13 protein-coding genes are annotated in these 23,737 nt (G+C 65.9%); 1 reads left to right on the forward strand and 12 read right to left on the reverse strand.

The annotated features are described in order from the left end of the window. Window positions 1-114 precede the first annotated feature (114 nt). The 8 genes from PVW51_RS22765 to PVW51_RS22800 form a co-directional block, all read right to left on the reverse strand. The gene (locus PVW51_RS22765) at window positions 115-948 is read right to left on the reverse strand and encodes a glycosyltransferase (RefSeq protein WP_274577856.1); all 834 of its coding nucleotides are present in this window, start codon (window positions 946-948) and stop codon (window positions 115-117) included. Next, the gene (locus PVW51_RS22770; protein WP_274577859.1) at window positions 945-3,482 is read right to left on the reverse strand and encodes a hypothetical protein; all 2,538 of its coding nucleotides are present in this window, start codon (window positions 3,480-3,482) and stop codon (window positions 945-947) included. The genes PVW51_RS22765 and PVW51_RS22770 overlap by 4 nt, the downstream gene beginning before the upstream one ends. Next, window positions 3,479-4,435 (reverse strand): hypothetical protein, encoded by a 957-nt coding sequence (locus PVW51_RS22775; protein WP_274577862.1) that lies wholly within the window; start codon window positions 4,433-4,435, stop codon window positions 3,479-3,481. The genes PVW51_RS22770 and PVW51_RS22775 overlap by 4 nt, the downstream gene beginning before the upstream one ends. 4 nt (window positions 4,436-4,439) lie before the next feature. Continuing rightward, the gene (locus tag PVW51_RS22780; RefSeq protein WP_274577865.1) at window positions 4,440-5,117 is read right to left on the reverse strand and encodes a 4'-phosphopantetheinyl transferase family protein; all 678 of its coding nucleotides are present in this window, start codon (window positions 5,115-5,117) and stop codon (window positions 4,440-4,442) included. Beyond that, window positions 5,110-9,735, reverse strand: a complete 4,626-nt coding sequence (locus PVW51_RS22785; protein WP_274577869.1) for a MupA/Atu3671 family FMN-dependent luciferase-like monooxygenase — start codon at window positions 9,733-9,735, stop codon at window positions 5,110-5,112. Before PVW51_RS22785 ends, PVW51_RS22780 begins: the two co-directional genes overlap by 8 nt. Continuing rightward, a complete protein-coding gene (locus PVW51_RS22790) occupies window positions 9,732-10,724 on the reverse strand; it encodes a glycosyltransferase family 2 protein (protein WP_274577873.1) in 993 nt (330 codons plus the stop codon). Before PVW51_RS22790 ends, PVW51_RS22785 begins: the two co-directional genes overlap by 4 nt. Beyond that, the gene (locus PVW51_RS22795; protein WP_274577878.1) at window positions 10,724-17,176 is read right to left on the reverse strand and encodes a type I polyketide synthase; all 6,453 of its coding nucleotides are present in this window, start codon (window positions 17,174-17,176) and stop codon (window positions 10,724-10,726) included. The genes PVW51_RS22790 and PVW51_RS22795 overlap by 1 nt, the downstream gene beginning before the upstream one ends. Before the next feature lie 259 nt (window positions 17,177-17,435). Further along, on the reverse strand, window positions 17,436-18,893 hold the full coding sequence (locus tag PVW51_RS22800) for a hypothetical protein (protein WP_274577881.1): 1,458 nt from the start codon (window positions 18,891-18,893) through the stop codon (window positions 17,436-17,438). A 205-nt stretch (window positions 18,894-19,098) separates the two neighbouring features. On the opposite strand from PVW51_RS22800, the gene PVW51_RS22805 reads away from it, so the two are divergent. Further along, window positions 19,099-19,845 (forward strand): WecB/TagA/CpsF family glycosyltransferase, encoded by a 747-nt coding sequence (locus PVW51_RS22805; RefSeq protein ID WP_274577886.1) that lies wholly within the window; start codon window positions 19,099-19,101, stop codon window positions 19,843-19,845. A gap of 9 nt (window positions 19,846-19,854) precedes the next feature. Here the strand turns inward: PVW51_RS22805 and PVW51_RS22810 are convergent, their stop codons facing one another. The 4 genes from PVW51_RS22810 to PVW51_RS22825 all read right to left on the reverse strand — a co-directional run bounded on the left by PVW51_RS22810 (window position 19,855) and on the right by PVW51_RS22825 (window position 23,537). Beyond that, on the reverse strand, window positions 19,855-20,790 hold the full coding sequence (locus PVW51_RS22810) for a glycosyltransferase family 2 protein (RefSeq protein WP_274577889.1): 936 nt from the start codon (window positions 20,788-20,790) through the stop codon (window positions 19,855-19,857). Beyond that, the gene (locus tag PVW51_RS22815; protein WP_274577894.1) at window positions 20,787-21,830 is read right to left on the reverse strand and encodes a glycosyltransferase family 2 protein; all 1,044 of its coding nucleotides are present in this window, start codon (window positions 21,828-21,830) and stop codon (window positions 20,787-20,789) included. The genes PVW51_RS22810 and PVW51_RS22815 overlap by 4 nt, the downstream gene beginning before the upstream one ends. 88 nt (window positions 21,831-21,918) lie before the next feature. After that, a complete protein-coding gene (locus PVW51_RS22820; protein ID WP_274577898.1) occupies window positions 21,919-22,908 on the reverse strand; it encodes a GGDEF domain-containing protein in 990 nt (329 codons plus the stop codon). Window positions 22,909-22,949: 41 nt separating this feature from the next. Next, window positions 22,950-23,537 carry a heme NO-binding domain-containing protein gene (locus PVW51_RS22825; protein ID WP_269367399.1) on the reverse strand — a complete coding sequence of 196 codons (588 nt, stop codon included), beginning with the start codon at window positions 23,535-23,537 and terminating at the stop codon, window positions 22,950-22,952. Between the last annotated feature and the right edge of the window lie 200 nt (window positions 23,538-23,737).

Genomic DNA, 23,737 nt, shown 5'->3' on the forward strand with positions numbered 1-23,737 from the left:
TAGCTGGCTATTCCTGCGCTCTCTTGCCTGGAACTGAGCAATTTTGGACTGAAACGGGTGGGCGACAATGAATGTCAACACGACCTAAGGCGCCGAGGGCTGTCAAAGCCCCGGTCAGCGCCCCCGCGCCCAGCGGTTCTTGCTGCGCAGGATCGGCAGGTGGATGGCGATGCGCACGGCACAAAAGGCGGCAAAACCCAGCGGGTCGGCCAGGGCGCGGCGCCACAGCGGCACGGCGCCTGCGCCGGGATCATCGTTTGCGACCAGCGCCGGAAAGCGGCTTTCGATCTCGGCCACGCCGACGTCCTGCCTGCGCCGGACCTGCACCAGCCGCGCAAAGCCTTCGATCATGGGCCAGTCATAGGTCGCGGGTACGGCGACGCGTTCGTCGGGGGTGAAATTCAGCCGCGCATAGGTGTCATCCGAGATGATGTCCGGCCAGTCCCCCCAACGCGCCCTGCCCGCCCGGTTCATGGCAAAGACGCCAAAGCCCGGCACACCGCGCGTCATGAAGGGTGTTGTCAGCCAGAACCTTGTGTAGGGCCCGGTGACCCCGCCGCCGCGCAGCGTCACATGTGGCTTCCCGCTGGCATAGCGCGGCGCATCCACGTCCAGCACTTCGGCCAGTTGCGCAATCAGCGGCGGTGACACGATCACATCCGCATCGAGATAGATCAGCACCCTGCCCGCCGCCGCAGCCTCGCCCGCGTTCAGCGCGCCCAGCTTGTTGCCCTCGGCCCGTTCCAGCACCCGTAGATGCCAGCCCTTCAACCCGGCCTGTTCGGCAAAGCCGCGGGCAATCTCTGCGGTGTCATCGGTGCAGCCATTGGCGATCACGATCACCTCCACGCCGCCCGCGACCTGCTCCGAGGCCAGCAAGGCCCCCAGACATGCGGCCAGATAGGCGGCCTCGTCATGGGCCGGGATCAGGATGCTGGTACGGGTCACTGGAAGGCCACCAGCGCATCCCAGCGCGGATTGTCGTCATCCAGATGGCGCAGCGCCCCCCAGGAGCCCCATTTTGTCGGGGCATAGACATCGGAATAGGCGTTGAACAACTGCCCGCCCAGGGCTTTCCACCCCTCCAGCAAGGTGGTGTAGAGCGCGCCCATCTGCGGCGCATAGTTCAGCGCCTGAAAGAAGGCCGTCAGTTCCGCGTCATCGACCATCGCGCCGATGCCCACCACATGGCTGCCGCCCTCGTACATGAACAGGTCCAGCCCATGCGCCTGTGCCACCTGCGCGTGATAGGGCCAGACGCGGGTGATCAGATCACCGACCGTATCGGCAGCGTCACCGCTGACCGCCCCGTCGCGCAATTCGCGCCCTGCCAGTTCAAAGGCAAAATCAAAGCCGTGCCCGGTGATGTACTCCTCTGCCGCCTCACCGGTCAAACCTTCTGCCTTGGCGGCGGCTGCGGCCCGTGTCCGGCTTTCCTCCAGCCATGTGCGGACCATCGGCGCGCGTTCCGCCGTGCCAAGCCCGCCCGCGAAATAGCCCGAGACCGCATAGGCGTCAAAAGCCTCTGCCGGGGCTGGCAGCCCTTCTGCCACCGCCAGCGGGGCGGTCAGCGCCTCGGTCTCCAGCCCCAGCCAGCCGGTCTGGCTGGAGATCACATTGACCAGCCGCGCGCGGTCTTCCCCGGCAAAGACCCCGGACCAGATCCGCGCCACCTCTGCCGCGCGCAGCCCGTAGAATTGCATCCACTTGTCCTGCGCGTTCCAGCGCGCGCGGGCCTGCACATCGGCCCAGTGGGCCTGTTCGAACTGCCAGTTCCAGACCTCGTTGGAGAATTCCACATAGACCTTCAGCGCGGGATCGAGCCTGTCTTTCACCAGTTCCGCGAACTGGCGCAGGAAATCATCATCCGCCAGATGCGGCATGTTCACCCAGATGTCGGTCTCAAGCTCATTGGCAAGCTGCACCATCACCTCGACCGGGACACCGCCCGCCCAGGTCACATCGCCGGGCAAGGGGCGGTCCGCCCATGTGGCCAGCGCGGAATCATTGGTCTCCATCCAGTCCATCATGCGCAACGCGCTGAACTGGCCGATCCGCGCCGTCCAGGCCGGATTGAACAGCTGCCCGGCGGCGTGGCGTTTCAGGTTCTCGACCTTGACGACGGAAATGTCATGCGGTGGATCGGAGGTGTTGATCCGCTGGATCCGGATGTCCACGCTGCCGGGACCGGGGGTATAGTCAAAACTCACCTCGCCCTTGCCATAGCGCACGTTTTCCGCGCGTCCCGTCACCTCGATCACGCCCTTGCCGTCAAAGGCCAGACGATACCGCCCCTTGAGCGATGTGGCCTCCGGCGGCATGTCGGTCAGGATCAGGGTGCCGATCGAGCTGAGGCTGCGGGGCAGCCGGATCGGCCAGCCGTTTTCATCCAGATGCCCGCCCGCCAGCAGCTCGGCGTATTCCATGCCCCCGAAGCGGCCGGGTTCATGGCCCAGCCAGGGCCGCGACGTCTTCATCAGGTCTATGAACGGGGCCTGGGTGCTCCAGTCCGTGACGGCGGCAAGGCCGATGGCCACCCGGTTGGTGCCTTCGACCGCCCCCTGCGCTGCCGCGACCAGATCGGCGGCAGGTGCCTCTGGCAGAACCGGCGGGCCGGTGGGGGCCGCAGGGGCGGTGCTGGCCCGCGCCTGCCCGTTGGCCGGGGGCACCGGTGCCACCACCCCGCCGCCATAGGCCTGCACGGCCTCATAGGCGACACGCTGCAACTGGCGGGCAAGGTCCGCGTCCGGCGTATCAAAGGGCTGCCCCCAGCGGTCGTTGAAATCCGCCGGCAGGCCCAGCGGGTCCTGCCCGGTCAGCGTGGCATATTGCACCATGGCGACAAAGTAATGGCCGATGTCGTTCAGGTGGATGTCATCGGCAAAGAGCGCAGAAATATCCGCAAGCCCCGGTATCCGCCCTGCCGCGATCTCATCATGAAGACGCGCCATCGCCTGACCGGCGGGAATCAGCCCGACCTGCGCACTGTCCGACCGGGTGGCGGCGGCGACCTGTGTCACGATCTCCTCCCAGAGCGGCAGATCCTGATCCAGCCGCTCCCGCCAGGGCGTGCCGGCCCCTTCGTCGTGATCGACTGCCGCGCCTGTCCCGCTTTTCAGCGAATGCCAGGTTTCCTGCACGTAGATATGCACATCCGGATTGGCCGAGGCCGCAAGCCCGGCAAAGGCCTGGGCATAGACATAGGTATCTGACCATTTCACATGATTTGCCAGGGGGATCGCCTCGGTCAGGATCAGGTGGGTGGTGCCGCCCTCCGGCAGGACAGAGCGCGCGTCGATCCCTTCGGCATCGGCGGATTCGTCCCAATTGTATTTCAGCGGCGCGCCGTTGATGATCTGGGCGCGCACAATGCCCTGGCCCATGCCTGCGCGCAGGGCCTCCTGCAGCATGTCGGGGCCATCGGAGCCGAACAGGCTGTGGCCGACCATCACGACCGATGCGGCAACCCCGAGCAGGCTCATGCCGCCACCCCGGTTTCGGGATGGCGCGCAACGACCTGCCAGACAACCGCCTGCATCGCGGCGGCGGCATCCGGCGAGGGGGCCACAGCCCGCGACCCGTCGGCGCGCACCAGTTCATGCGGCAGACCGCGCGGATCGCGGTGATAGAGAACGGCGTAATGGGTCAGCGCCACCAGATAGGCCCCCAGATCATTGAAATGAATGGTATCCGGCGTGCCATCGGCCCGTTTGGTAAAGAGGTCGAACAGGCTGGTGATGCCGCCGAGGCTGCCTGCGGCCTCAACCTCGCGCACAAAGGCCGCCATGACCTGACCGGCGGGGATCAGGTGGATCGGCGCATCGGTCGCGGCCAGCGCGGGGTATTTGACCCGGCCCTGCCAGAATTTGCGCAGATCCCGGTCGATGCGCAGCAGCCAGCCATTGCCATCGTCGGTGTGATGCCATGTCTCGTAAAGGTAGATCCGCGTCTGCGGGTTGGCGTCCCAGGCCAGCCCGGCCCAGCGGGCGAGATAGGCCGCCGCATCGTGATAGCGGATCGCATCGCGGATCTCGACCATTTCGGTCAGCACCAGGGCGTCATAGCTGCCGCTGGCCAGCGCCTGTTTCGCGGGGCGAAACCGGTCATGGGCGTTTTCCTCGGCAAAGCCGTTGATGGGCACGTCTTCCTCCCAATGGTCGCGCAGGGAGGTGCCCCAGCCCAGTTGCGAATGATAGCGATGACCCGCCCCCGCAAGCTGCGCCAGCATCGCGGGCATGTCGCGCCCCACAAGGCTGTGACCCAGATGATAGACATTGAGCGCCGCATCGGGCGGGTTGAGCGGCATGGCATAAAGCGCCGCCGCCTCTGCCGCGCCCTGTCGCCGGTCGCGGGTCCGCAGATGCTGCCCTGCAGCCGCCACCAGCGCGAGGGCTCCCAGCCCCGCTAGGGCAGTTCGGCGCGTGGCGGGTTTCATCGGGTCAGGCTCCTTCGCCGTCACGTTGCCCAATCGCAACCCCGGTGACAAGATGCCCGGCCACTTCGGCAAAGCGCCCCGGCAGGCTCTCGCCGATGGCAAAGGGGCCGATGGGCTGCAGGAAGGTCGCGTCGAAACGGCCCCCGGCGACATCGAAAGTCACATCCAGAACTTCAAAGCCAAAGATCTGGCCCGTCAGCGGAAACTGCGCCTTGTAGGCGGCTTCCTTGGCGGCAAAGATCATCAGGCCAAGCCTCGGCAGCGCGACATTAGCATGACGCGATATTTCTTTGTCAGAACAAATGATTGGAATGATATCTTCATCCAGTCTGTGAAGTTGTTCGGCATCGAGGCCCAGCGATCTGACGCCGTTCGACACAACCGCCAGGCAAAGCTGATCGGTATGGGTGATGCTGCCCGCCAGCCCCGGTGGCCAGTCCGGCGCGCGGTTGGCCCGAACCGGAACCGCCCTTGCAGGCAAACCGGCATCCTGCATCGCCATCCGCGCGGCGGCGCGGCCGGCTGCGAATTCATTGCGGCGTGCGGGAATTGCCCCGGTCATGGCCTCCGCCTCGCCGGGCCAGACCGGGGGTTGCGGCAGGCCGGGATCGGTCAGGCCAAGGCCCAGGGGCACTTCGAACAGGCCGCGCACCGCCCGTTCGATTGCCGTGGTATCAGGCATCCATTTTGCGCCGCCCCGCCCGCATCGCCCGACGTTTCTGAACGATATCAGCGGTTTCGGGCGAAAGAACCGGCAGCGTCGGGCGCATCTCCGCGCCCTGCCGCGCCTCTGTACCCGGCTGTTTTACCGGGCGTCTGCGCCTTGTGCCACCCTTGGCCCTGTCCAGATGCCCGGCCAGCGCCCCAAGGGTCGGGAAGCGGAAGATATCGGTGATCGACAGCGCCACGCCGCCCAGTGCCGCCTTGATGTCGCGGTGCGCCTGCACCGCCAGCAGGGAATGCCCGCCGAGGGAAAAGAAATTGTCCTCCGCCCGGATGTCCGCAACACCCAGGAGCCCGGTCCAGACCTCTGCGATGCGCTGGATCGTCTCTTCGCTGCCCTGCGGCGCGGCTTCTTCGGCCAGAGCCGGCCCCGGCGTTCCGGGCCGGGGCGCTGCGGCCCGGGCCTTGGCCTTGGGCGCGGGCAAGGCCTTGCGGTCGATTTTCTTGTTGGGGGTCAAGGGCATGGCGCTCAGTCCGACGATGGCACTTGGGACCATGATGGCAGGCAGATCCTGTGTCAACACGGCCTTGGCTTCGGCCTCCGTCACGGCGTTTTCCGGCGTGACATAGCCGACCAGTTGCGCACCACCGGGGCCATCGCGCGCGATGACAACCGCCTGGGTGACGCCCGGAAGGCCCGCGAGCCGCGCTTCGATCTCGCCCAGTTCGATCCGGTGACCGCGTATCTTGACCTGCGCATCGGCGCGGCCTGCGAAATGCAGGCAGCCGCGCGCGTCCCAGGAGACCACATCGCCGGTGCGGTAGAGCTTGCCGGCACCGAAGGGATTGTCCACGAACCGCTCTGCCGTCATCTCTTTCCGGTGCCAGTAGCCGAGGGTGACACCATCACCCCCGATCCACAATTCACCCGCAACACCAACAGGTTGCGGCACCATCTTGTCATCCAGGATGAAGACCTGGGTATTGGCGATGGGGGTCCCGATGGGGGCCGTCACCTCCGTTGCATCCGCCACCATCTGCGTGGTTGACCAGATCGTCGTTTCGGTGGGGCCATACATGTTCTGGATGCTGGCCTGGGTATGCGATTGCAGCGCAGCGACCAGCGTAGCGGGCAAGGCCTCCCCCCCGATCATCAGCTGGGTGACCCCGGCCAGCGCCTGCTGCGCCTCCTCGTTGATGACCAGCATCTGCGCCATCGAGGGGGTGCATTGCAGATGTGTCACCCCGTGGCGCTGGATCTGTGCGGCGATGGAGAAATCATCCGCCGCCAGTTCGGTCCCGCGATTGGCCTCGGCCAGGACCTGCGCCAGCGGTTTCAGCCCTTCCAGCACATCCCGGACGGGAATGCCGTAGTCGATCAGGCAGGCAACCTCGTCCACGCCGATGGATTTGAGCTGTTCGGTGCGGGCAAGCCCATCTGCCACGGTGCCGAACATGCCGCTGTCGTTGAAATAGCGCTGGAATGCGAATTCCAGGATCGCGTCCATTTCCTCGTCGGAGAGACCTTCAAGGTTGACGTCAAAGGGGTTGGTCGCGCCTTCGGGCTTTTTGAACGCGGGGAAGGCCCAGGCGTATTGCTTGATCAACCCGGCAGCGGAGCGCAGGTAATCCTTCATCGGTTCGCGCGCGACCGCTTCGGCCGCTTCGCGGGTTTCGGCGAGATAGGTGTGCAACATCACCGTGACCTTGAAATCCGCCGGGTCATGGCCCGCCTCGCGCAGGGCGGCGTGGTAGATTTCGATCTTGCCGGCGACTTCATCGACCGATTGGCCCAGCAGATGGGTCAGCACATTGGCGCCAATCTCGCCCGCTTCTTTCCAGGTCTGCGGGTTGCCGGCGGTGGTGACCCAGATCGGCAGCCTGGCCGAGACCGGACGCGGCTGGGTGATGACGGCGTGGGGCGTGCCGTCTTTCTTTGGGAATTCAACCGCTTCCCCGGCCCAGAGCTTGCGCAGCTGGTCGATGGCCGCATACATCGCAGGCTTGTTTTCGGGCGGTGTGTTTTCCGGGCGCAGGACAAAATCGTCCGGTTGCCAGCCGCTGGCAATGGCCAGCCCGACGCGCCCGTTGGTCAGGTTGTCGATCACCGCCCATTCCTCGGCGATGCGGGCGGGATGGTGCAGCGGGGCGACGCAGGACCCGGCCCGGATGGCGAGGTTCGAGGTCACCGCAGCGACAGCAGCGCCGGTGACCGAAGGGTTCGGATAGGGGCCGCCAAAGGCGTGGAAATGCCGCTCCGGCGTCCAGACGGCATTGAAGCCATGGGCATCGGCGAATTTCGCGCCTTCCAGCAGCAGCTCGTATTTGGCAGGGCCGACGCCATCGTCATTGCCCCAGTAGAAGATGTTGAAGTCAATCGGCTGGGCGGAGCGGGCAAGCGGGCCGTTCGACACCAGCGTGCGGCTTTCGTCGCCGGTCAGCACCAGCTTGACGCCGCGCGAGATTGTCCAGAACAGCTCAAGCACCGAGATGTCGAAGGAGAGCGAGGTCACTGCCAGCCAGACGGAATTGCTGTCATGGTCGATGCGGTCGTCCATCCCGGCAAAGAAGTTGGCGACATTGCCGTGACTGACCATCACCCCCTTGGGCGTGCCGGTGGAGCCGGAGGTATAGATCAGATAGGCCAGATCCTCCGGCGTGGCGCTTGCATCGGGGTTTTGGCCGGACATGGCCGCATGATCCGCATCCACCATCACGATTTTTGATTCGTTTTCAGGCAATTGCGCGGCGATCTTCACCTGCGTCACGATCAGTGGCGCGGCGCTGTCGGTGATGTAATGGGCGATCCGGTCAGCCGGATATGCCGGGTCCAGCGGCACATAGGCGCCGCCCGATTTCAGGATCGCCAGCGCCCCGATCATGAGGTCGGGCCCCCGCGTGCAGTAAAGCCCGATGGGCATGCCCGGCCCGGCCCCCTCGGCCAGCAGCGCATGGGCCAGCCGGTTCGCCGCCGCATTGAGCGCGGCATAGGTAAAGGTCTGATCCTCGAACACCAGCGCGGTTGCATCGGGTGAGCGGGCCACCTGCGCCTCGAATGCGGCGTGGACGGTGGTGCGGTCATAGGCGCGGTCGGTGGCGTTCCAGCCGGTGAGCATCTGCGCGACCTCGGCCTCCGGCAGCGCCCAGAGCGCCCCGCAGGTGGCGGCATCGGGCAGCGCGGCAAAGGCGGTGTTCAGACGGTCGGCAATCAGGCGGGCCGCCTCCCCGGTCACCCGCGCGGCATCGTAATGCAGCCTGCCGGACAGGCTGACCGTGAGGGCGGTTTGGGGGAGCAGCAGATCCTTGTCGGAGAGGCCAAGGTCGGGCATCGCGCCGGGGTCGATTTGCGGGTCGCGCAAGCCCAGGTCGGCGGCACGGCCGCCGCTGTTGCGCGCGCGGTCCATGCCCTTGGCGATGAACTCGGCAGCGGTTGCAAGCGGCGTGTCATCCTCTGCCCTGATGGCGAGGGGCAGCCAGGGGGCCAGCAGCGGGCTTGTCCCTGCGGCCTCAACCGCCAGCGTCGCCGCCGCCTGGCCGGAAGCGCGCAGCGCCACAAGGGCTGCGGCGCAGGTGATCTGATCCTTGCTCAGGCTGCCGGTGGTCAGAGGCAGGGAGGCCGGTTGCACCGGGCCGGCGGGTGCCGCCGCCAGCAGCAGGTTCAGCGGTTCGCTGCCCGCCAGAACCCCGCGCCAATGTGCCTCATCCGCGACCGGCGCATCCGGCAGGGACGGCATCGGCAGCACGTCCCCCACCTTCAGCCATTGGGTCAGGTCCAGGGGCGTGCCGTCAAAATCGCAAAACGCGCTCAGGCGCAGGGCCTGTGTTGCCGTGCCAAGGGTGATGGCATTGCGGGACAGTTCAAGCACCGTGCCGGGGGCGGCGGTCTGGGCTGTGACCTCAAACGCGCCGATCACCACAATGCCCTGTTCCAGCGCCAGTTTCGGCAGGCAGAGCGGGTTCCAGTATTCGCCAAAGTCCAGCCCCCGCACCAGCGCGGAGAGGTCGGCGGCAGGACGGGTCAGGTCCAGAACGCCCTGCCCCCCGGGCCGCTGGTCGCGGGCGAAATAGCTGCGCTGGGTGAGGTCCTGGGGCCTGCGCTCAAGCTGGTCCGCCTCAAGCTGCGACAGCACCGCGCCGAAACTTTCCATCCCGGCGGCGTAACATTTCGAATTGAGGGTGAAGGCGGTTTCATCCGGGGCGATGTCGATCATCTTCTGCGCCAGCAGGTCGCCCTCGTCCACGCCGCCTTCGATCACATGCCAGGAGACGCCATGGGTCGTCTCACCGTTGATGATGGCCCAGGCGGGGGTGTTGAGCCCGGCATAGGCAGGCAATGGTCCGTCGTGGAAATTGATCGCGCCCCTGGCTGGTATCGCCAGCACCGCGTCGGGGATCATCCGCAGGTTGGCAATGCTGAGCAGCCAGTCGGCGCTCACGTCTGCCGCCAGCAGGTCGCGGGGGGCTGTGAGCGTGGCAATCCCCTGCCCCTCGGCCCAGCCGCGCACAGTGGCATCGCGTGTGACAACAGCGGTGATGGCATGGCCCCCGGCAAGGATCATGTCGCCACAGGCGATGGTCAGGCTCTCATCCCCGATCAGGATCGCGCTGAAACCGGCGGGCTGGAAGGTGGCGGTCATGTTCTGTCCTCCGAAACGGGGCGTCGGGCTGTGGCTCTGCCGGATCGGCTGCGCAGGCCAAGCCCGTGCCGCGCGAGATCGCGGGTGAAGAAGGCGGGGTCCTGCGGGTTGCGCCCGGTCAGGGTGCAACGCAGGGCGTGCAGGGCCGAACCGGTCAGCCGCGCGCCCCAGGCGGCAGCGGCATAGGCCCGGCCATGGGTCTTGATGAAATAATGGCGGCGCGAGGCGAACCAGTAGGCCGGCATGCGCTGCCATTCCTTCATGCCGGTGGAGACGGAGCCGATGTGGACCACCCTGGCCTCCGGCACATACCAGCAGGACCAACCCGCGCGCGCGCCGCGCTTCATCAGGTCGGTTTCCTCAAAATAAAGAAAGAAGGTCTCATCGAACCTGCCGATCTCCTCCAGGGTCGCGGCGCGGATCATCACGCTGGCGCCCGCGGCCCAATCGACCCGGGTGGTCTTTTCCGGCAGCGGCGGGGCCACGATGGCATGGGCCAGCAGGCGCGAGACAGGGCCGAAGCGCACCGCCCCTTCGAATTCCCCGGCGATGGAGGGGAAGCGGAAGGCGGTGGTATGGGGCAGATCATCCTCGCCCCGCACATGGCTGGCGGCGAACCCGGCGCGCGGATGGCGGGCCATATGGTCCAGCAGGGTTGCGATGCAGCCCGGATCGGGGAAGGCATCGGAATTCAGCAGATAGAAGAAATCCGGCGCGCTGCCGTCCGACATCTGTTCGGCCAGACCGATGTTGCAGCCCGCCCCGAAGCCGCCGTTGCGCCCCGACAGGATCAGGCGCACCCGCGCGCCCAGGTCCCAGTCGGCCAGCGCCTGTTCGAAAATGCCCATCGACCCGTCGCCGGAGGCATTGTCGACGATCACCAGTTCCGCCGTTTCCGGCATGTCGGCCAATGCCGCCTTTGCCGCGCGCAGGGTCATCTGCGGGGTGCGGTAGTTCAGCAGCACGACAAGCAATCGGGGATCAGACATCATTCCGCCGCCGTCGCCTGGACATCATCATGTTGCACCAGCGCCGCTGCGATGACCTCGCGCAATTCCTGCGCCAGCACCGTCACATTCGGGGCCAGCACCATGCTGACGTGATCGCCCGGCACCTCGATGATCTCCATATGCGGGGCATATTTGCGCCAGTCGTTGTCCGCAAAGACATATTCGCGTTCGGCGCTGACCCAATTGCCCTTTGTCACCTGCCAGTGGAAATCCTGTGGCGGGCGGAACAGGGTCATCGGCCCGTCCCAGTCAGGTGTCTGATACTGGCCGACCGCGCCGAGGAAAGCCGCCTGAATCTTGTGGTTGTTGAACTCCGCGCCCGGCGCATCCTGTCCGGGGCTGTGCAGGCCCTTGCGTTTCTCCATCTCCCAGGCCCAGCGGTTGCGCGCCCATTCGACCAGATATCCCGGCCCCTTGGCGCGCAGTTCCGCCAGTTTGATCAGCGCCTTGTCCATGCGGTTGAGCGAGGGGCGCACCGGCAGCGGCGTGTCGAGCATCGCCAGCACGGCAACCTCGTCTCCTGCGGCGCGCAGCTGCTGTGCCATTTCATAGGCGGTAATCCCGCCCCCGGAATAGCCCGCCAGAAGATAGGGGCCTTCGGGTTGCAAGCGTTTGATTTCGTTCAGGTAATCCTCTGCCGCCTCGGGGATTGTCGCATGGGGCTGGGTCTCTCCGATCAGGCCGCGGGCCTGGACGCCGATCACCCGGCGCTCGGCGCTGAAGGGCAGCGCCATGTGGCGCAGGTTCAGCACGTTGCCGAACATCCCCGCCACCACGAAAAGCGGTGCCGCCTGTTTGTGGCTGCTCTGGTTCAGGGGCACGAGGAACTCGAACTTCTCCGGTGCCACGACCCCGTCGCCGGGACCACCCGACACCTCTCCGGCGCCGCCGGTTTCCGCCGCGATCAGGGCGGCGCATTTCGCGATGGTCGGGGCCTCGAACAGGACCGAGATCGGGAATTCCACCTTGAAGGTGCGTTTGACGCTGGCAAAGAGGCGCACGGCGATCAGGGAATGACCGCCAAGGTCAAAGAAGCTGTCCTCGACCCCCACGGGGCTGACGCCCAGCAGGTTTTCCCACATCCCGGCCAGACGTTCCTCTATCCCGTTGCGGGGCGCGACATAGCTGCCGTCCAGATCCGGGCGTTCAAAGCTCTGGCCGCTTTTCACCGGGGCCACGGCGGGCACATCGGCCTGCGCCATCAGCGCTTGCAGCGGCAGCGAGGAGACCATGACCTGCGGGCGGTTCAGGGCAATCGCGCGGCGCATGGCCTCGGGCCCCTCGGCGGCGCGGATGCCCTGCGACACCAGATAGGCCAGCCGTTCCTCGGCGGCGGAAAGCGGCGTGTCGTCGCGGGTCTCGTCCTCAAAGCGGACTTCGGCGGCGGTCAGGGGCGTGGTGCCGAAGCCGCCCTCAAGGCGTTTCATCGCGAAATCGCGGACCTCGACCAGCACCTTGCCTGACGGGTCCGTCAGGGTGACGTCGAAACGGGCAAAACCGTCGCTGGCCTTGCCGGAGGCCAGCCGCACATGCGAGCGGATCTCTGCAGGCAGGCTGCCATGCACCCGGATCAGCCCATAGGAGACCGGCACCCAGAGATGGGTCGCGCCATAGCCCGGCACCAGCGATATGGCCCAGCCGGTTGCAAGGTCCATCAGCCCGGGATGCAGGAGATGCCCTGCTTTCAGGTCATCGCGCGCATCCTCCGGCAGGGCGAGTGTTGCCAGCCCCTCGCCCGCGCCAAGGGCGGTTTCGCGCAGGACGTGCCAGCGCGGCCCAAAGGCCAGATGCGCCTCCTGCGGGGAGACAAGGCGTGTCGCGCCCGGTTTTTGCACGGTGCCGCAGCGCGCGGAAATGGCTGCGAGGTCAAGGGCATGGGGCCGCGCCTCGGCCAGCGGTGCCAGATTGGCCTGGGCGTTCAATTGCCAGCCCTGCTTGCCGCCGAACAGGCAATCGCTGCGCATTTCGGCGCTGAATCCCCGACCACGGCCCTGAAGCGTGATCCGCATCTGGCGCGCATCGCCCTCGGCCACCGGCATGGCGCGCAGGAAATAGAGGTCTTCGATGTCAAAGGTCCTGAGCCCCTGCGCCGCCGCCGCTTCGGCCAGCAGTTCGATGTAGCCGGTGCCGGGCAGGATCGCCTGCCCGTCCCGGGTGCGGTGCTGGTCGAGCAGCCAGTGGTCGGTGCCCAGCGGGGCGGTGAACACCGGATCGCCGCCCGCATCCGCGCCGGCGGTCCTGATCAGCGCCGCCTCCACGGGGCGTGGTGGCAGCACGTCGCTGGCCGCACCCGGCAGCGCATTGGCCGCCATGCCGACATCCGACCAGATGCCCCAGTTCACCGCCACAACCCGGGTCTTGCCGCCCCGCCGCGCGGCGGCAAAGGCGTTGAGCCAGGCGTTTGCGGCAACGTAATCGACCTGCCCCGCCGAGCGGGTCGCGGTCGAGGTCGAGGAGAACAGCACCAGCAGTTCCAGCGCGCCGTCGGGCAACAGCTGGTCCAGCACCCGCAGCCCCTGCACCTTGGGTGACAGCACCGCATCCATCTGCGCATCGCTCTTGCCCAGCATCGGGGCGTCATCCAGCACGCCGGCGGCATGGATCACACCGGTCAGCCCGCCGTGCCGCGCTGTCAGATCGTCGATCACGCGGCGCATCTGGGCAAGGTTGGCCACATCGCCGCCCGCCACTTCGACGCTGCCGCCCTTGGCTTTTGCGATCGCTTCCAGACGCATCACCGCCTGCATCCGCCGCGCGCTACGGTCGGCGGTGCCGTTCCTGGCGATATGGGCCTGCCAGGCCGCGCGTTCGGGCATGGCCTCGCGTGCCAGCAGCACCACATTGGCCTTGTGCCGGGTCAGGATATCCGCCGCCAGCGTCTGGCCGATCCCGCCGAAACCGCCGGTGATCAGATAGGTGCCACCATCGCGGAATTGCGCCGTCTCCGCCGGGGTCAGCGGCAGGGGTTTATAACCCATCTCGAACCGCTTTTCGCCCCGGAAGGCACCGATGCGGTTGGCGGGCGTGGCCATCAGATCCTCGATCAGCCGGTTGGTGAGGTCAGGCGGCGCAACCGCCGGGACGGATCTGGCAAACCACCCTGCCCGCGCAATCAAGGGCTGCACCGCTTCAAGGTCGATCTGTGTCGCGGTGACACCGGGCACTTCGCGGGTGATCACGCCAACCGGGCCGGACACCAGCGCCTTTTCGGGATGCGGCAGGGCTTCATCCGTCACCTGCGCAGCACCGGTGGTAAAGACGCTCAGATGCAGGGGCGCGTCGATGCCTGCCTCGGTGATGGCCTGGGCCAGCCAGGTCAGGCTCCAGAAGCCCTGTTCGATGTTGCGGTCAAAGGTGCTGGAGCCGGGGCGCGGGGCCACCTGATCGTCGGTCAGCCAGAAATGCGCGATCCGGTCGGGCATCCGCCCGGCCTCGCGCAGGGTAGCGATCAACTGGTCATAGCCTGCCCGCCCCTGTTCGGCGGCAAGGGTAAAGCTGTCTTCGCCGGTCTTGGCAAAGGCATCGCCCGCGCGCACGGTGACAACCCTGTGGCCGGCTTCGCGCAGCTTTGTGCGCAACGGGGCGGAAAGCCCGGCGTCGTCTGCGAAGAACAGCCAGGTCAGCGGCGTTGCCGCCAGATCGTCCAGGACATCGACTGCCACATCGGCAAAGGCGGGCCGCCATGTGGGCACCGCCCCCCAATCGGCAATGTCATCGGCCCGTGTCAGCGCGGGCGCGGGTGCGGCGCTGACCGCCTTGCCCGGTTCGATGAAAAAGCGGGCGCGCTGGAACTGATAGGTCGGCAGCAGCACCCGGTTGCGCCGCGCCTCGCCCCAGATCTGCGACCAGTCGGCAGTGACACCGCAGGCCCAGAGCCGCGCGAAGACGGAGATGAAATAGACATCATCGGCGATTTTCTGTTCGGGGTGCCGCAGCGACGACATCACCTGCCCCACGCCGACATCGGGATGCATCATCGCAAGCGAAGACAGCGCCTTGCCCGGGCCGACCTCCAGATAGACCCGTTTGCGCGCGGCGCTCAGCGTGCTGATGCAATCGGCGAAATTCACCGTATTGCGCAGCTGCGCGACCCAGTAATCGGGGTCGGTGGCCTGTGCGGCGGTGATCATCTCGCCCGTGCGGTTGGAGGCAAAGGGCATCTGCGGTGCCTGCAGGTTCAGACCCGCAAGGAAGGCGCGATAGCGATCAAGGATACCCTCCAGCATCCGGCTGTGCGCGGCGATGTTGATGGCGATGCGCCGGTGGTCCAGCCCGGCACCGGTCAGCCGCTGCTGCATGGCATCCAGCGCCGCCTGCGGGCCGGAGACGGCAATAAGCTCTGCCGCGTTCACCGATGCGATGTCCAGATCGTCACCCAGCAGCGGTTCGATCACCGCCAGCGGGGCCGAGATCGACAGCATGCCGCCTGCGGGCACCTCGTCGAACAGTCGTCCGCGCAGCAGGACCAGGTCGATCAGGTTCTCGAATGTCATCACCCCTGCCAGACAGGCCGCGACGTTCTCGCCCATGGAATGGCCCACCATGGCGGCGGGTTTCACGCCCCAGGACATCCAGAGCCGCGCCAGCGCATATTCGGTGATGGCGATCAGCGGCAATTGCACGGAAGGTTTTTTCAGCGTCTCATCGGCGGCCTGCAGTTGAGCGGCGTCGGGCAGCCAGAGCGCGCGGATGTCATAATCCAGTTGCGGCTGCAGATGCGCCAGACCCCGGTCCATCCACTCGGCAAAGACCGGCTCCGTCTCGTAAAGGTCACGCGCCATGCCCGCATATTGCGCGCCGCCGCCGGGGAACATGAAGACCACGTCGGGGTTCTCGCCCAGCGCATCATGGGTAAAGACGCGGCGGGCATCGCCTGCTTCCAGCAGGTCGGCAGCCTGTGCCGCGGTTTCGGCCACCACCACCCGGCGCTTGTCAAAGGCGCGGCGGCCCTGTTTGAGCGTGAAAGCCACATCGGCCAGCGGCTGATCCGGATGGGCGCGCAGATGGGCGACAAGGGCGGTGGTATTGGCATCCAGTGCCGCCTTGCTATGGCCCGAAATCACCAGCGGCTGGAACGGCCAGTCGCTGGCGTCCGAGGCGGCGCGTTCCGGTGCTTCCTCGATGATCGCATGGGCATTGGTGCCGCCCACGCCCAGCGCGTTGATCGCGGCGCGGCGCGGTGTGTCGCCGGCGGCCCAGTCAGTCAGCTGGTCGTTGACGCGGAACGGGCTGCCCGCGAAGGGGATCGCGGGGTTTGGTGCCTCGTAGCCCAGGGAGGGCGGGATCTGCTTGTGATGCAGGGCCAGCGCGGCCTTGGCAAAGCCTGCGACCCCGGCGGCGGTATCCAGATGGCCGATGTTGGTCTTGACCGATCCGATGCGGCAGAAATCGGTGGCGTCGGTCTCGCTCCGGTAGGCTTCGGTCAGGGCCGCGACCTCGATCGGGTCACCCAGATAGGTGCCGGTGCCGTGGCATTCGACCATGCCGATGCTTTGCGCCGCGACACCAGCGGCATCCAGCGCCGCCGAGATTGCCGCGGTCTGGCCATCGACCGAGGGGGCCAGGTAGCCGGCCTTGGCCGCACCATCGTTGTTCACCGCCGACCCCTTGATCACCGCCCAGATGTGATCGCCGTCCGCCACTGCATCGCTGAGCCTGCGCAGCGCCACGCAGCCCGCGCCGGAGCCAAAGACGGTGCCCTGCGCCCGGTGGTCGAAGGCATGGCAATGCCCGTCCGGCGACAGGATTTCGTTTTCCTTGAAGAGATACCCCCGCCCCTGCGGCAGTTCGATGGTGACACCGCCCGCCAGCGCCATGTCCACCTCGCCCGCGCGCAGGGCGGCGCAGGCGTAGTGGATCGCGACCAGCGAGGTGGAACAGGCGGTTTGCAGGTTGATCGACGGCCCCTTGAGATCGAACACATGGCTGACGCGGGTGGACAGGAAATCCTTGTCGTTGCCGGTGTGGCGCAGCAGGAACATGCCCACATCGTCCACCAGATCTGGGTTGGAGCAGATGTTGAAATAGAAATAGCTGCCCATGCCGCAGCCCGCATAGACGCCGATGTCGCCGGGAATCGTTTCAGGCGGATGGCCCGCCTGTTCCATCGCTTCCCATGCCACTTCGAGGAACTTGCGGTGCTGGGGGTCGAGAATGGCCGCATCCTTGGGGGAAAAGGCGAAGAAATCTGGATCGAATGTCTCGAATCCGTCCAGGACGGCGGCGGCTGGCACGTAGTTCTTGCGGGCGATGGTTTCGGGGCTTTCGCCCGCCTCCAGCAGCTCCTGCTCCGACAGGCGGCGGATGCTTTCCACCCCATCGCGCAGGTTTGCCCAATAGGCGTCAACACTGGCGGCACCGGGGACATTCACGGACATGCCGACAATGGCGATGTCGTCACCGGTCAGGCTGCGGTTTTTAGACGTGCTCATTTTCAAACTTCCCATACCTGAAAGCGCGACAGATCTGGGCCCCATATTCGAGTTCTGAAATACCGGGCGTTTCAACAGGGCAATTACGGCATTTTTATGCCCCATTTCATCGAACATTCATATTTTTAAGAGGTTTTGCAGCAAGTTCGACGGTTCTCAGGCCTTATTTAGCACAACAATCGACGGGCTGTCCGGGGAATTTTGCCGCAGGTGGAAACAGTGGCGCCATATTTGCCAGAATCGGTGGTTTTGCCCCGGATCAAAGCACGGTGCGCTTGCCCTCCGGGCGGTTCGGGGACATCGCCGTTTGTCCCAGCGCATGGCGCGGCGCCGCGACCCCTCGCGGCATCAGGCGTTCCGCATGCCCCAGAAGCGCGCCTGCGGTGAGCCAGGTCAGTGGCGTCAGCGTGGCGTTCAGCAGCATGTCCACCATGGTGATCCCCAGGATCAGGCACAAGGGCGCCACCAGCGGCGACAGCGCCGCCTCCCCCTGCCGCCGCATGTAGAGCGCCAGCATCTCCAGCGGCAGGGCCAGCAGGCCGAATTCGCAGATGTAGCCCAGCCAGCCGAAGGTGCCGAAGATGATGATCCAGCGGCCATCGGGGATCGACAGGATCTGCCCGGTTTCGCCGTCGCGGATCAGGCTGCGGCCCCAGCCGCCCCAGCCGAACAGGGGCTTTTCCGCCGCCCGCGCCAGCAATTGTTCCTCGTTGTTGAAACGGTATTCCAGCGATTGCGCGCGGGCGGGGTTGATCGCCTCGGCCTGGGCGATGATCGCGTCCAGCGGGATCAGCTGGAAATTGCGCAACATCGGATAGACCACCGCAACCACGGCAAAGAGCAGCGCCAGCCGGATCTGCCAGCGCAGCGGTGCAAACAGCACCAGCGGGGTCAGCGCCATGCCATAGGCCAGCGACGCAAGGCTTTTGCACAGGATGAGCAGCACCGCGAGATAGGCCACCACGCAGAAGGCCCGCAGCTTTCGTTCCGGTTCGGCCACCCGCGCCAGACCGGCAGCGGCAATCAGCCCGGTGCAGACAAACAGCGCCAGCCACAACCCATGCGGCAGAAAGACGATGGGTCTGAACCCGCCGTCGCGCATCATCTGTTCGAAGGAATGCTGGAAGAAGCCGTAGATCCAGACGTTCATCTGCGGGCTGAGGCGGATTTCGATCAGCGAGGGCACGGAATAGATCAATGTCCCGACCATCAGCGCCGTCAGCAGTTCGCGCAGCCCGCCCTCTGTCGCCAGAAACTGGCGTGCCAGCAGGAAGGGCACCAGGCTCAGCACTTGCGCGATCAGCACCGACCCGATGTCGCGCACCGATTGCCCCGGCAGTTGATCCACCACAAAGACGATCGGGTCGGTATTGCGCAGCACCTCGAAAATGATCGGATCGCCGTTGGTCAGCACCGTCGGGATGGCCGAGAGCACCAGCCCCACCGTCAGCAGCTGGGCCAGCCGCGCATCGGGCCAGAGGGCCACCCGGTGGTGTTTCACCCCGAACAGCAGGATCAGCAGCACGCTCAGATTGGGGATCGAGGTCTTGTCCATTGCCGGGACCAGCGGCAGGTTGAACTCTGCCAGCGGCGGCAGAAACAGATATCCCCCCAGGATCGACCAGATCAGCGCCCGCTCCAGTTTCTGGGTGCGGAACAGGATCAGGCAGACCATCGGCCAGATCAGCAGCATCAGATAGGCAAGGCCGTTGGGCATGGGGTCCGGGCGTGTCCTGAGGTCGCGTGAGGGAATAGAGCAGGTAAATTACCATCTGGCCCGCGCCCTGTCATCTGGGTAGATTTGGAAAAACCTGCTGGATTGATCCGGAAGAACCCCGCAAGGCATTGTTAATGAATGGAAATATATCAGTGAATTCGGCACGGCCCCAGGGTGCCCCGTGCTGCGCTTGGGCAGGTGACGTGTGAAATTTGGCACGCCCCCCGCCGAAGTCGCGGTCAATGTGCCGACACGCGCGGGATTGTTTCGCGCTGTCAGGGAAAAATTCAGCGCCCGCGACGGATTCGCGCTGGCCACCCTGAACCTTGATCACCTGACCAAACTGCCCCGTGATCCGGCCTTTCTGTCGGCCTACCGTGCCCATGACATGGTGGTGGCCGATGGCCGCCCCATCGTCTGGCTGTCGAAACTGGCGGGACAGCCGGTCGAGCTCATGCCCGGGTCCGACATGATCCTGCCGCTTTGCGCCCTTGCGGCGGAGATGGGGACCAAGGTCTCGCTGATCGGCAGCAGCGACGCGGCGCTGAAGGGGGCGGCGCAGGCGTTGACCGACCGCACGGCGGGTCTGGAGGTTGTCCACATCCACGCCCCGGCCTATGGGTTCGATCCGCAGGGTGCCGCTGCCGAGGCGCTGCTGGCGGAACTTGCCGCCTCTGGCGCGGGCCTGTGTTTCATCGCGCTGGGCGCGCCGAAACAGGAGCTGTTTGCCGCCTTGGGCCGCGAAAAGGCGCCGGGGGTCGGCTTTGCCTCCATCGGGGCGGGGCTGGATTTCCTCTCAGGTCATCAGGTCCGCGCGCCGCAGCTCATGCGGATGCTGGCGCTGGAATGGCTGTGGCGGGCGCTGCAGGCCCCGCGCCGGATGGTGCCGCGCTATGCGAAATGTTTCGCGATCCTGCCCGGCCTTTTGGTGCAGGCGCTGCGCCAGCGCTGAGGGCCAGGGTCATTTGTATTCGATGATCCGGCCCTTGCGGCGGCCCAGAAGGTATTGCAGCGCGCCCTGCGCCTCGGGGAATTTGCCCAGTACGGTGAACACCGCCTGAACCACCCCGCCGCGCCGCGACAGCCGCAGCACCTGCAAGGGATAGATCAGCAGCAGGAGCAGCGCCCAGGGCATCACAAGAACTGCCAGCACCAGGACCGCCAGCGGCAGGCCCGCGCCCCAGAGCAGCGCGCGCCGGGTCTCGGTCACCCAGTGACGCTCCGGCGGGGCGCCATGCAGCGCCGCCCCTTCGGCAAAGGCGTGGCCGGCCCGGCGGCTGCGTTTCCACCATTGGCCGAAGCGGGTGATGTCCGCATCATGCCAGGTCATTTCCGCCTCCAGCCGCCAGACCTGCCACCCGGCGGCGCGCAGGCGGACGCAAAGCTCCGGCTCCTCCCCCGCGATCAGACTGTCGCGGTAGCCGCCCACCGCGCGCAGGGCGGCGACACGCATCAGGGCATCGCCGCCGCAGGCTTTGGCCTGTCCCGGGGCGGTGTCCCATTCCGCGTCGATCAGCGCGTTGTAGATGCTGGTCTCCGGATGACGTTCACGGCGGCGGCCACAGGCCACGGCGGCCTGCGGATGGTCGACCAGAAAGGCGCGGGCCGTCTCGATCCAGCCGTCGCGCAAGACGCAATCGCCATCCAGCAGCTGCACCAGATCGGCATCGGCTGGCAGGGCCGCCAGCCCTGCGTTGCGCGCCCGCGCGGCGGTGAAGGGCTGCGTCATGTCCAGCGCGATCACCTGTGCGCCACGCGCCTGCGCCGCCGCGACGGAGTCATCGGTTGAACCCGAATCCACATAGATCACCGGATCGGCCCGGCCCGAAAGCGCATCGAGGCAGGCCATAAGCCGTGCCCCTTCGTTGCGGCCGATGACAATCGCCGCGACCTTCACGGCGACAGGTCCGCCAGGTGGTCGGCATAATCCTGGGTTGTCACGGTAAAGCCCGCACGGGCCAGCAGTTCCACCCGGTTCCAGCGCCGCGCATCCAGCGAAAACAGGCTCACATCGGGGCTGTCCGACAGCACTCTGGCGCGGGCCGCGTCCTCGCCATGGGCCAGATCGCCCGAGGCCAGTGACGCCGCATCGCGTGCCAGCGGGTTGTTGGCAAACTTGTAATGCTGGATCACCGCTGTCACATCCGACACCGTCACCCCCATCGACAGATGCGGATGCGGCGCGGGCGTGACCCCCGGCCCGTTGAAGATCAGCGGATGTTTGGTCAGGCAGCAGTTCTCGCCAAACACCTTGCCCCGCACCCCGCCAAAGCAGAATTTGACCGCATCGCTGGCAGTCTGGTTGTCGCGCAGCAGGTCGGAAAAGGCGATCTCGGGGCTGTGGTAGTCATGGCGGGTGATCTGGCTGATGTCGTAATAGACAAAATCGCGCAGCACACGGTCATAGGGCAGATCGGCCACCTGCGACAGCGGCGCCTTGGGGAACATCTCAAGCATTTGCGCCACCATCGCGGTATGGCCCCGCGCCTGCATATAGGTGGTCAGCGCGCGGATGCCGTGGGTCGTGGCCCCCTGGAACTCCAGGATCTCGTCCATATCGACATAGAGGCACCAGCGATTCTGCCCGTAGGTCCGGGCCGGATAGGCGCGCAGCAGGTCCTCGTAGCCAGCCAGCGGCAGGGTGCATTGGTCGATCACCGTATCGGGCTCTGCCGCGATCCGGGTCAGTGTATCGTCGGTCGATCCGTTATCGATGAAGACGAAATGCCGGATGCCGATGCTGCGGTAATGGTCGAGAAAGGCGTCAAGGTAATAGCTGCCGTTGCGCACCAGCACGACGGCGATCACCTCGTCCTTGCCGGTCTCCAGCACCTTTGGCCCGTGGATATGGCGCAGGGAGGCCGCGAACCGCGCCCGGCGGCGGCGTTCGGCGGCACGCTGCAGGACACGGTGCAGGATATGGAGCGGTGTTCTCATGCATGGGGTGATACGACAGCCCCGCGCTTGGGTCCATGACCCGCCTGCATCTGCCGTGGTTTTGGCGCATCTGTGGCGGCGAAGGAGCTCAGGCGGGCTGTTGGCCCCCGGCGCCCTGCGCGGCACCCTGCCCCGCAGTCTCACGCAGTGAAGGGTCATATATGGTCTGGCGGGCGCGCCCGGCATGTTTGGACGCATAAAGTGCGACATCCGCGTCATCCATCAGCTTTTCCATTGCCGGGCTGATGCCGGATTGAATCCAGACGGTGCCGATGCTGGCGGAAATCCGGCAGAGGTGGCCGCTGTAGGCGATCGGTTCCTCCAGCCGGTCGATGATGCGCCGGCCCACGCGGCGCAGGATGTCGGCATCGCGCACATCCACAAGCACGACGGTGAATTCATCGCCGCCGACCCGCGCGACCGTGTCCTTGTTGCGGGTTTCCTCGACCATGATCTGCGCAACGGTCTGCAGGACATGATCGCCCGCCGCATGGCCCAGGGTGTCATTGACAGATTTGAAATAATCCAGGTCGATCTGCATGACGGCAAAGGGCACCCGGCCCGCCACCATGCGCGTCAGCACATTGTTCAGCGCGCGCCGGTTGCCAAGGCCGGTCAGCGCATCGGTATCGGCCTCCTGCTCCGCCGCGATCTTGGCCCCCTGCAGGCGCAGGTTGAGACGGCGGGATTCATCCATCGCCGCTGTCTTTGCCTCGATCAGGTAGAGCATTTCGATGGCCAGGTCCGTGGCGGCGAAATCGGCATTGCTGAGCGCATAGTCCCGCACCCCGTCCACGATGGAGATGCCGAAGGACAGGTTCACGATCATCTTGCCCTCCCCCTCCGGCAAGGGGACCAGCACTGCCTTGAGCCTGGTCCGCGGCGCGGCGCGCGTTTCAAGATGCAGTTTCGTGCCACCGGACCGCCGCAGGTCTGCCATGCTGGCAACGGCGCGTGGCCGGTTGACGGCAAAAACCTCCAGAAAGCGGGCACCGACCATGGGACTGTCCCCGGCCAGCTTGCGGGCGGTCGGCCCGGCATGGGTGATATGCCCCGTCGCGTTGATCACAAGATGCATGGGACACAAGATATCCAGCACCGATGCGCCGCCCTGCCCCGTCATTGCGCCCGTGCCCCCAGTTCAAAGGCCCGCCCTTCGGCGAAATCCGGTTCGATCAGCGAGATCGAAAGGGTTTCAATCCCCTTCTCCGAGCCCGTCGGCTCAAGCAGCGCCAGCGCGCCGTAGTCATCGGCCATGGCGCGCAGGACACCCATCATCAGATGGGCAAAGCCGGCCAGGGGCGACCTGCAGATCAGGCTGTATCTGCCCTCCCCCACGGCGCGCAATTCGATCTGCGGCAGGTGCAGGTCCGGCACCGCCAGCCGCGCCCGGTCCGGCAGATCATCGAGCGAATGCAGAAAATCCTCAAAGCTGACACCCCCGAAGCGCAACAGCCGGCGCACCCCTTCAAACTTGGGGTTCGCCACAAGGAACGTCCCGAAATCCTCAAGCAGGTCACTGCGGCTGCGCCGGGTGACATCGACCAGCGCGTCCAGAACGGCATGAGTCAGGCTGTCCTCATAGGTCAGCATCGCCTCGAAATTGTTGAATGCCATTCCGGCATGCCGCACGACATCGTCCCACCTGTGCGCGCCGAAACTGTCGCAGATGTAGTTCTGGATGCTGCGGTTGATAAGACCGTGCATTGTTCCCTCATTCCCATAACGCCCCGCTGGCACCTTGGGCCAAAGGAATTAACAGGAGGTCAACAGCTCCAATTGTCTGTAATCTTCCTGCCGTTCGAACACAGGGAACAGAGGCCTAGGTCGTGTTGACATTCATTGTCGCCCACCCGTTTCAGTCCAAAATTGCTCAGTTCCAGGCAAGAGAGCGCAGGAATAGCCAG

Origin of the sequence: Sulfitobacter sp. PR48, from assembly GCF_028807335.1 — a bacterium.
Lineage (GTDB): Bacteria > Pseudomonadota > Alphaproteobacteria > Rhodobacterales > Rhodobacteraceae > Sulfitobacter.